We start from the raw sequence: 9888 nt of genomic DNA on the forward strand, positions 1-9888 counted from the left end.
ACGAGGTGCGGGGAAGAACACGCAGAGAGTACTCGGCCTCCCGAACGAAGAATAGCTATGCGTGTGCCCGATTGCAGGCTGCAAGCCGCGCCCCCGCGCGTTAGGTCAGGGCACACCCCAAACCAGCCCAGCGAGTTCCCATGAAGCCCATCGAAACCATCATGCGCACGGCCCCGGTCATTCCGGTGCTGGTGATCGAGGACGTGGCCCATGCCGTGCCCGTAGCGCGCGCGCTGGTGGCGGGGGGCTTGCGCGTGCTGGAAGTGACGCTGCGCACGCCTGTGGCGCTCGATGTGATCCGGGCGATGCGGAGTGTGGAAGGCGCCATCGTCGGCGCGGGCACAGTGACCGATCCGTCGACGCTCAAGGCCTCGATCGATGCGGGCGCGGAGTTCATCGTCTCGCCGGGCCTGACCGAGCGGTTGGGGGCGGCGGCAGTGTCCTCGGGCATTCCTTATCTGCCCGGCATCGCCAACGCGGGCGATATCATGCGCGGGCTTGATCTGGGGCTTACCCATTTCAAGTTCTTCCCGGCGTCGACTTCGGGCGGCTTGCCCGCATTGAAGGCGCTTGCGGCTCCCTTCCATCAGTGCCAGTTTTGCCCGACGGGAGGGATCACACTGGAAAGCGCCCCGGAATGGCTGGGCTTTGGCCCGGTGCTCTGCGTCGGCGGCTCCTGGGTGGTGGGCAAAGTCCAAGATGGGGGCGCGCCCGATGTTCTGGCAATCGAGGCGGCAGCGCGCGCGGCAGCAGCGCTGGCCTGACGCGAGGGGGCTGTAACCCCGATGCAGCCTGCAGGCGAACCGGCCTGCGGGACCAACAATCTGGCACGAGGTGCGGCGCGCATGGATACGGTCGATACGCTGAGGAACCGCCTGCAGGAACTCCACGCGCGGACGGCGGAGACGCCGCTGTTCAACCCGGTGTTCCAGCTGAGCCACGATCTTTCGCGGCGGCTTGAAAGCGGCGCGCTCGATCTTTCCGCCATGGAGAGCCTTGTCGCGGCGCTCGAGTGCGAAGGGCTGCAGGCCCGCGCCGCGCGGCTGCGGCACCTGATCGCGCCGACCGATCCCGCTGACAACCTCGCGCGGCTCGCTGCGCTGCTCAACGAGGAAGACGGGTTTTCCGAGTTCCGTCGCCGCTGGGAGCGGCCGCTGCTCCACGCCGTCTTCACCGCGCATCCGACGTTCCTGCTGAGCCCCGCTGAATCCGATGCCGTCGCCGAGGCCGCGCTGGCCGATGACCCGATGGCGGCTACGGTCTGCCAGGTGCCCGGCGCCGCCCCCAAGGTGACGCTCGATTACGAACACGCCGAAGTGCTCGCAGCCATCGAACGCGCCGGTGCGGCGCGTGACCGCATCAACGCCGCGCTGCTCGCCCATGCGCGCACGCGCTGGCCGGGGCGCTGGCTCGATTTCCGTCCGCTGCCGTTCCGCTTTGCCAGCTGGGTCGGCTACGACATGGACGGGCGGACGGACATTTCGTGGTCGACCTCGTTAGCCTATCGCCTGGCGGAAAAGGCACGCCGGCTCGAAGGCTATGCGGCGCAGCTGGCGGCGGTGGTGCCGGATCATGCGCTGCTGGGCACCTTGCGCGGCGCGGCGGCCCATGCAGCCGAGATGGCAGATCGCTTCACCGGTCTTGGCGCGGAGCCTGAAGCACTTGCAGCCGCCGCCAATGCCCTGACGGCGGAGCATCCGGACAAGCTGCTTTCGCTTGCGCCGATCATCGCGGCGCTGGAAGCTGAGGCCAAGACGGCCGATGGCGATGCCGCGATTGCGCTCGCCGTGCTGGCGGGGGCCATGCGTGCCGACGGGCTCGGCATGGGCTGGATCCACTTCCGGGTGAACGCCTCGCAGCTTCTGAATGCGCTGCGGCGGCGGATCGATCCCGAAGGCACGCTCGATCTTGCCAGCAAGAGCGCGCTTTCGAAGCTGCGCGAACTGCTGGCGGATGTGAAGCCGCTGCGCGCCAATTTTGCAGCGCTTGCCATCGAGACCTCGACCGCAATGCGCCAGTTCCTCGTGATGGCGCAGATACTCCACCACATCGACGCCGATGCGCCGATCCGCATGCTGATCGCCGAATGCGAACAGCCGCAGACGGTGCTGGCCGCGCTCTACTTCGCGCGCCTGCTGGGGATCGAGGACAAGGTCGATGTCTCGCCGCTGTTCGAGACCGAGGCCGCGCTGGAGCATGGCGGGCGGTTCCTCGAGGCGCTGCTCGCGGAGGAATCCTACCGCGATTACGTGCGGCTGCGCGGGCGGCTCTCGATCCAGACGGGCTTTTCGGATGCCGGGCGGTTCATGGGGCAGATCCCGGCCGCGCTCGCCATCGAGCGGCTGCAGGGCCGGCTTGCCGCAGCGATGAAGGCGGCAGGACTGACCGACGTGGCGGCGCTGGTGTTCAACACCCACGGCGAGAGCATGGGCCGCGGCGCGCATCCTTCCGGCTTCGAGGACCGGCTGACCTGGCCGCTCAGCCGTTGGGCGCGCGGGCGTTTTGCCAAGGCCGAGATCGTGCTGGAGCCCGAAGCGAGCTTCCAGGGCGGCGATGGATACCTGTTCTTCCGCTCGGACGAACTCGCGCTCGCGACGCTGACGCGCATTGTCGAGGCGGAAGAGGCGCTGCGCAGTGCCGGCGAGGCCGATCCGTTCTACGACCGCACCGATCTCAGCCTCGATTTCTACCGCGCGATCCGCCGTGTGCAGCGTGAGCAGCTGGAAAGCGTGACCTATGCGCGCGCCGTCACGGCGTTTGGCCTCGGCATGCTCAAGACCACCGGCAGCCGCGTCTCGCGCCGGCAATCGGATATCGCCAGCGACCGCACGATGAGCCTCAGGCAGATCCGCGCGATCCCGCACAACGCGATCCTGCAGCAGATCGGCTATCCGGTGAACGTGATCGCGGGCGCGGGCATCGCGGCGGGGGAGGAGACCGAGGCGGTCGCCGAACTGCTCGGCCGCAGTGCGCGCGGGCGCCAGCTGGTGCGGCTGCTGCGTGCGGCCAACGGCCTCGCCTCGATCAAGACGGTGGCGTGCTTCGGCGAGCTGTTCAATTCGGCCTACTGGGCGAGCCGGCCTTATCGCGGGACCGAGACCAGCCTCGAGGACGCCTGCCTTGCGCTGGCGGAATACCTCACCAAGGACGACCGGGCGGGCGTGTTCCGGCGCCTCGCCTCACGCCTGCGTGTGGACTGGATGAAGCTCCACCGCCTGCTCGCGATGATCCCCCGCGAGGAGGCCCGCAATACCGCGACCGAGAAGGAGCGCCGCACCATCGCGCTGCTGCAGGCGCTGCGGCTGGCGCTGTTGATGCACATGTTCCTGCGCGCCGTGCAGGTGCCGCCGTTCAGTCGCTCGAACGACGTGAGCCGCGAGGATGTGCTCGAAATGGTCCTTTCGCTGCGGGTGGACGAGGCGCTGGCCCAGCTGCGCCGCGCCTATCCGGTAATCGAGCCCGAGATCGAGGACTTCCCGGTGAATGAGCCGACCGACTACCCGGACAACCGCGCCGAAGGCTACGGCACGATCCGCACGCGCTTCATCGATCCCATCGAGCGGGCGCATGCGCTGAACCTCAGAATCTCGGCGGCGATTGCGAACCACTTTGGGGCGCATGGGTGAGGGGCTGAAGCCTCACCCCACGTACGTCCGCCCATGCTTCACCGGCTTGGCGGGCAGCCCGAAGATCGCGCCGGCTGATAGCCGCGTGCCGCGCACCACCAGCACGAGCGTGTCACCTTCCTCGATGTTCACGTCCTCGCCGGGGTGCTGGATCGATTGGCCGTTCACGCGGTCGATCTGGACGATGAAGAAGGCACCGGCGCCGCGGCGTTCGGCTTCGCCGACGGTGGCGCCGGTTAGCGCGCCTTTGGGGACGGCGGTGACGACTTCGACGTCGAGGCCGAGATCGTGCAAGAAACGGCGCGCGTCCGCCATGTGTTCGGCTTCCTGGATGCGGCTGTCGGTGGCGGGGTAGAGGATCAGTTCGGTGATCCGCTCCGCGCCGATGTGGGTAGGGAGGACGACCTTGTCGGCGCCGGCGTGGAACAGCTTGCGTTCGGTGGTGGGCGCCTCGCCGCGCGCGATGATCTGGACGGCGGGGTTGAGGCTGCGCGCCGAGAGCGTGATGAAGACGTTGGCGGCATCATCCGGCAGCACCGAGGCGAGGACGCGGGCTTGGCTGATCCCGGCGGCGCGCAGGGTTTCTTCCTGCGTGGCTTCGCCGACCATGACGAGCCAGCCATTGGTGCGGGCTTCTTCTGCCAGATCGGGGTTGCGTTCGATGATGACGAAGGGGTGCCGCGCCTCGGTCAGCGCCTTCGCCAACTGGAGCCCGATGCGGCCCATGCCGCAGATGATGGCGTGGTCCTTCAGGCGGTCGATCTCGGTTTGCATCTTGCCTACCCCCAGGAGCTGGCGGAACTGGAACAGGGTGAACACCTGCACGAGCGCGGAGGTGAGCACGATCATGCCGGTGCAGCCGAGCACGATCGTGGCCGTGGTCCACAAACGCAGGAACGCGGTATCGATCGGGCGGACTTCGCCGTAGCCGACCGAGAAGATGGTGAGCAGCACCATGTAGGCCGCATCGCCAACCGGCCAACCGCAGGCGATGTAGCCCAGCGTGGAGACCGCGAAGACCACCGCGACGTAGAGCAAGGTGCCCGTCAGCAGGCGGAGCGGCGAGCCCAGCACGCGGCCTGCGCCCTGGCTGAAGGTGAAGGGCTGCTCCATCAGCGCCTCAGCCTCCGCCCAGCCGCATCAGCGCGGCCATGCCCCAGACGGTGCCCACGATGAGCAGCACGCCGGCAAGATCGAGCAGGAAGCCGGCGCGCAGCACACGCGGCATGGCGATGTGGCCGGTGCCCCAGGCGAGCGCGTTGGGGCCGGTGCCGGCGGGGAGCATGAAGCCCCAGCTGGCGGCGAGCGCGGCAGGCAGCGCAAGCAGGATCGGATCGGCCCCGAGCGCGCCGCAGAGCGCGGCGACGACAGGCATGATCCCGCTCGCGGCGGCGATGTTGCTCGCAAACTCGGTGACAATGATGACGAAGCCGACAAGGACGAGTGCCACCACCGGCAGCGGCACAGTGCGCAAGGGGAGCATCGCGGTGCCGAGCCAGTCACTGAGGCCCGAGGCATCCATGCCCATGGCAAGGCTGAGCCCGCCACCGAACATCAGGATCACATCCCAGGGCATGCGGTTGGCTTCCTTCCACGTCAGCATCGCGCGCCCCGTTCCGTCTGGCAGGACGAAGAGCGTGAGGCCGGCGATGGCAGCGATCGTGCCGTCGGTCAGCCCGCCCTTGGGAAACAGGCTTTCGGTGAGCGGGAGCGTGACCCAGGCGAGCACGGTGAGGAGGAAGAGGGGGACGAGGCGCTGTTCGGGGCCGGTCCAGTGCACCGAATGCTCGATCGCATCGTGCGCGGCGGCAGGATCGAAACTGCCGGGGCCGATGCGGTGGACGCGGGCGATGATGAAGGCGGCGAGCGGCACGCCGATGAGGACGATAGGGAGGCCGAAGGCGGACCATTCGATGAATGTGATCTTCACGCCCAACGTGCGGTCGAGCAGGCCTGCAGCAATGGCGTTGGTGGGGGTGCCGACGATAGTGCCGTAGCCGCCCAACGTGGCGGCGAAGGCGACGCCCATCGGCAAAGCCCCTGCCATGCCGTCCGTCTCACCCTCCTTGATCCCGCCCGAGGAGAGGATGGCGAGCGCCATCGGCATCATGATGAGCGCGGTCGAAGTGTTCGAGATGAACATCGAGATCGAGGCGGTTGCCATCATCACCGCCAGCAGCAGGCGCACCGGGCTGGTGCCCGCGCGGGCGAGCATGGTGAGCGCGAGGCGGCGGTGGAGGCCGGTCCGCTCGATGGCAAGCGCGAGGAAGGCGCCGCCGACGAACAGGAACATGATCGGCGAATAATAGGCCGCCGCCGTCTTGTTCGCATCCGTCACCCCGGTGAGGGGGAGGACGATGAAGGGCAGCATGGCAGTGGCCGAAAGCGGCATTGCCTCGGTCATCCACCAGACCGCCATCCACCAGACGAGGCCGGCGGTGTGCCACGCGGTCGGCAGCATCCCGGCGGGCGCGGCGATCAGCAGCGTGGCGAGGAGGCCGAGCGGGCCAATGGCCAGCGCCAGGCTGCGTGCATTCATAAAGCGCTTGGTTCCCCCGCTTTGCCGTTAGACTTGCCTAGCAGAGCGGGCGGAGCCGGGGGAAGCGGAGAGTTGGGAGGAGGGGGGGCTCAGAGCACGAAATCGCTGGCAAATATCACCGTCAGTCCGCTCAGTCCAAGTTTGAAATCGGGGGTTCCATCACCATTGGTATCGCCTTCCAGAATGACAAATCCCAGTCCAAGCTGGACGCGAAGTTCACCTGCTACCTTGTGAAATGGCTGATCTGCGATGAAGGCGAAGGCTTGGTCACCGGCCAGTGATCTGTTCGCATCGATGGCCGCAAGATCGATCCGATCCTTGTCGATACGATTGAAATCCTTGATGATTTCGTATTCACCGAGCCCGCTTACAGCCAGATCGAAGCTGGCGAACACGAAGCGGTCGGCCCCCGCGTCGCCGGCCAGAACATCGACACCGGCTCCCCCGGTTATAGTATCGTCGCCAAGTCCGCCATTGATGGTGTCAACGCCAGCGCCGCCCATCAGGATGTCATTACCGCCACCGCCGGAGAGCGAGTTGGCGCTGCTGTCACCAATAAGGATATCCGCGCCGAGGCTCGAACCCACAAGGTTGGCAAAGCCTGTATAGACATCGTCCTTTGCCCATCCCGTCGCCGCGATGCTCCGGTCGAGCGCAAGCTGGACGCCGGATGACTTGCTGAAATCAAGCGTGTCACCATTGCCGCCGCCATCGGCAACTTCATCCCCGGCGCCGGGCATGAAAATGTCCGCGCCTGTGCCGAGAAGGATCTTGCCTTCAATCGTACCGCCGCGATTGTCGAGCAGATCGGCGCCAACATTCAGCAGAACGTCGCCGGTGATCAATCCGCGATTGATGAGGCGATCATCGCCTTGGCTGAGATTGACATTACCCTGAACCTGTCCGCGATTGATGACAGTGTCGGATGCGGTCGACGTATATATTGCAGTACCCTCGGAGGCGATCAGGCCAAAATTGGAGATTGTGATCGAAGCCCCATTGGTGTTGACCCCATACTTGAGGCCACTGATGGTTCCGAAGTTGCGGACAATCCCTCCCGATCCGCTTCCGCTTGAATCCATCTGCACGCCTGCAAGGTTATCAGCCTGGATCAGACCGTGGTTCTCGAGGACGTTTGATCGCCCGGTGAGGACAACACCAAAATCGTACCCTTCAACGGTACCGGTTGGTCCAACAAAGAGACGGTACTGGTTGATGGTGCCCGCTGCGCCGGAATCCATTCGAATTCCCGCGAAAATGGCGCTGACGAAGCCATAAACCTTGATGCTCTGGTGAATGCCAGACGCGCGAACTGCATCGCTGAGGTCGGTCGAGACGACAGTGACAGATGGGGGCACGAGCAGGACGTCGTGATCTTCAACGAGAGTATAACGCTTGCCGGGGCCAGAGGAATTTGTCGCGACCTGATATCCCATGTTCCCCCCCTAACGAATCCAATTCATCCCGTGCTGGAATGATGCGCAGATCATTTGCGTTACGTATCATGCGGTGCGGCCGACCAACAATACCCGCTTCCGGTGTGCCGGGATGTGGCGCAGCGCACACGCAAAAGCTGAAAGCCGGCAAAAGGCGAGAAGGGGCGTGCGTTGCGACGCACCCCTTTCAACTCCGGTTGGTGAACGCCCGTTACTTCGGTGCGAGGACCATCACCGTCTTGGAGTCTTCCAAGCAGCGGAAGGCTTCGGCCTTGTCCAGCTCGGCGACATCGCCCTGCACCTTGCGCAGGGGGGTATGCCGAGCTGCCGGTGCGAACCCCGGCACAGGCAACGCGCGCGCGCCTGGCCGGTGCCGCATCAGCAGATCAGAGCACGAAATCGCTTGCCACAAGCACGCCATCGGGAGCGACGGCGATGGTGAAATCGGCGACGCCATCACCATTGGTATCGCCTTGCACGAAATAGCCGGCGACAACCAATTCGAGCTTGAGTTCGCCAGCGACGTTGTGGAACGCGCTTGTGCCGATGAAGGTGAAGGCCTGATCCTTGGCCACATTGACGTTGGCGTCGATCGCGGAGAGGTCGATCTTGTCCGCCTCCGCATGCTTGAAATCGTTGATGACGTCGTAGTTGCCGGGGGTTTTCTGGCTGCCCGCCACGTCGGCGAGCGTGAACACGAACTTGTCGGCACCAGTGCCGCCGGTGAACTGATCGAAACCTGCGCCGCCGACGAGGATATCGTTCCCGTCTTCGCCATAGAGGAAATCGTTGCCGTCGCCGCCGTTAACCGTATCGACGCCGCGTCCGCCATAGAGGGTATCTGCGCCCGACTGGCCGTTCAGGATATCGTTGCCGCCAAGCCCGGTGAGGAAATTGTCGCCGCCATCGCCGATCAGCGTATCGTTACCGGTGGACGAACCGATGACTTTTTCGAAACTGGTGTAGACGTCGTCCTTCGCCCAGCCGGTGCCATCAATGCTGCCATCCAGCGCAACGCGTACGCCCGAGGATTTGGTGAAATCGAGTGTATCGATTTCGGTGCCGCCATTAGCGGTTTCGATGCCGGAGCCGGGAATAAAGGTGTCGGTGCCCGAGCCGAGCGAGATGTTGCCATCGATCGTGCCACCGCGATTGTCGAGCAGATCAGTGCCGTTGCCCAGCAGCACATCGGCGGATATGAGGCCACGATTGAGCAGTGTGTCATTGCCCGAATAGAGATCGACATCGCCTTCGATCCGGCCGCGATTGACAAGCCGATCGTTGCCCAGATCGGTATAGATGGCCTTGTACTCGGGGCATGAAATCGTGCCGTAGTTGTAGATGCGCACGTCGCCTGCGCCGGACACGGCAAGGATCCCGGTGTTGCCGCCCTGGATGGTGCCATAGTTGTAGAGCCTGCCTGCGAGACCTCCGGTGGCAGAGGCAAACGTAACCGCGTTGCTCAGGGCGGAATTGATCTGCCCGAAGTTGACCAGCATGGAACTGCTGGACCGGAGCGAGACTCCTATCGACTGGCTGGCGATCGTGCCCCCGATTCCGACCGAGAGTACATCGCTCGTAGTTCCCGTTCCGCCAAGGGAGACCCCGTAGAGCCCGCCGACAAAGCCGAAGATCTGGACAGTTGCGCCACCGCCATTGCCGAATACGGCATAATCTTCCGAACTGACGACGACCGTGCTGATCGGGACGAGCAGGCCATTGGACGAATCGACGGCGTATTGCGGGCCATTGCTGGAGCTGTTGACGGCGATTTGCAGCGGCATGTGGGGTCCTTTCGCACCGGTCATCGGTCCGGCGGTAGATGACATGGCAGACGTACCCGTTATTGTACGGAATCAACATGTGTTGGGATTATCTCTGGCCGGAATGATGCCAAAGGAAACGTAGAACGGGGCGCACCATCACAGTACGCCCCGTTTCAATACCGCCATATCAGACGTATCTGTCGCCGCTACTTAGGCGCGAGGACCATGAGCATCTGGCGGCCTTCCATGCGGGGGAAGGCTTCGACCTTGGCGATCTCGGCGACGTCATCCTGCACCTTGCGCAGGAGGTTCATGCCGAGCTGCTGGTGGGAAAGCTCGCGGCCGCGGAAGCGGAGCGTGATCTTGACCTTGTCACCCTCTTCGATGAACCGCGTGACGTTACGCATCTTGGTGTCGTAATCGTGGTCATCGATGTTCGGACGCATCTTGATCTCCTTGATCTCCTGCGTCTTCTGGCTCTTGCGGGCGAGGTTGGCCTTCTTCTGCGCTTCGTAGCGGAA

The 9888-nt window shown here is 64.7% G+C and carries 8 protein-coding genes; 2 read left to right on the top strand and 6 right to left on the bottom strand.

Annotation, left to right across the window (positions count from 1 at the left end):
- The first annotated feature begins 140 nt into the window (after positions 1-140).
- Together eda and Q0082_RS09335 are read left to right on the top strand one after the other, a co-directional pair.
- Positions 141-764 (top strand): bifunctional 4-hydroxy-2-oxoglutarate aldolase/2-dehydro-3-deoxy-phosphogluconate aldolase, encoded by a 624-nt coding sequence (gene eda / locus Q0082_RS09330; RefSeq protein WP_298191820.1) that lies wholly within the window; start codon positions 141-143, stop codon positions 762-764.
- Positions 765-845: 81 nt separating this feature from the next.
- Positions 846-3626, top strand: coding sequence for a phosphoenolpyruvate carboxylase (locus Q0082_RS09335; RefSeq protein ID WP_298191833.1), 2781 nt, complete (start codon positions 846-848; stop codon positions 3624-3626).
- 12 nt (positions 3627-3638) lie between these two features.
- On the opposite strand, the gene Q0082_RS09340 is transcribed toward Q0082_RS09335, so the two are convergent.
- The 6 genes from Q0082_RS09340 to infC all read right to left on the bottom strand — a co-directional run.
- The gene (locus Q0082_RS09340; protein WP_298191821.1) at positions 3639-4739 is read right to left on the bottom strand and encodes a potassium channel protein; all 1101 of its coding nucleotides are present in this window, start codon (positions 4737-4739) and stop codon (positions 3639-3641) included.
- Between the two features lie 7 nt (positions 4740-4746).
- Positions 4747-6165, bottom strand: coding sequence for a DASS family sodium-coupled anion symporter (locus tag Q0082_RS09345; RefSeq protein ID WP_298191822.1), 1419 nt, complete (start codon positions 6163-6165; stop codon positions 4747-4749).
- A gap of 89 nt (positions 6166-6254) precedes the next feature.
- Positions 6255-7601, bottom strand: a complete 1347-nt coding sequence (locus Q0082_RS09350; protein ID WP_298191824.1) for a hypothetical protein — start codon at positions 7599-7601, stop codon at positions 6255-6257.
- Between the two features lie 211 nt (positions 7602-7812).
- Positions 7813-7980, bottom strand: coding sequence for a hypothetical protein (locus tag Q0082_RS09355; protein ID WP_298191825.1), 168 nt, complete (start codon positions 7978-7980; stop codon positions 7813-7815).
- Positions 7981-7987: 7 nt separating this feature from the next.
- Positions 7988-9385 carry a calcium-binding protein gene (locus Q0082_RS09360; protein WP_298191827.1) on the bottom strand — a complete coding sequence of 466 codons (1398 nt, stop codon included), beginning with the start codon at positions 9383-9385 and terminating at the stop codon, positions 7988-7990.
- Positions 9386-9573: 188 nt separating this feature from the next.
- Positions 9574-9888, bottom strand: a 315-nt coding sequence (gene infC, locus Q0082_RS09365) for a translation initiation factor IF-3 (protein WP_298191829.1), incomplete at its 5' end; no start/stop codon positions are given.

Origin of the sequence: Novosphingobium sp. (genome assembly GCF_027489515.1) — a bacterium.
In the GTDB taxonomy this organism is placed as follows: domain Bacteria; phylum Pseudomonadota; class Alphaproteobacteria; order Sphingomonadales; family Sphingomonadaceae; genus Novosphingobium.

Bases quoted from the DNA above. Each gene is read 5' to 3' on its own strand.
- Q0082_RS09360 (WP_298191827.1), bottom strand. From the start codon at position 9,385: ATGCCGCTGCAAATCGCCGTCAACAGCTCCAGCAATGGCCCGCAATAC.
- eda (WP_298191820.1), top strand. From the start codon at position 141: ATGAAGCCCATCGAAACCATCATGCGCACGGCCCCGGTCATTCCGGTG.
- Q0082_RS09335 (WP_298191833.1), top strand. From the start codon at position 846: ATGGATACGGTCGATACGCTGAGGAACCGCCTGCAGGAACTCCACGCG.
- Q0082_RS09355 (WP_298191825.1), bottom strand. From the start codon at position 7,980: ATGCGGCACCGGCCAGGCGCGCGCGCGTTGCCTGTGCCGGGGTTCGCA.
- Q0082_RS09345 (WP_298191822.1), bottom strand. From the start codon at position 6,165: ATGAATGCACGCAGCCTGGCGCTGGCCATTGGCCCGCTCGGCCTCCTC.
- Q0082_RS09350 (WP_298191824.1), bottom strand. From the start codon at position 7,601: ATGGGATATCAGGTCGCGACAAATTCCTCTGGCCCCGGCAAGCGTTAT.
- Q0082_RS09340 (WP_298191821.1), bottom strand. From the start codon at position 4,739: ATGGAGCAGCCCTTCACCTTCAGCCAGGGCGCAGGCCGCGTGCTGGGC.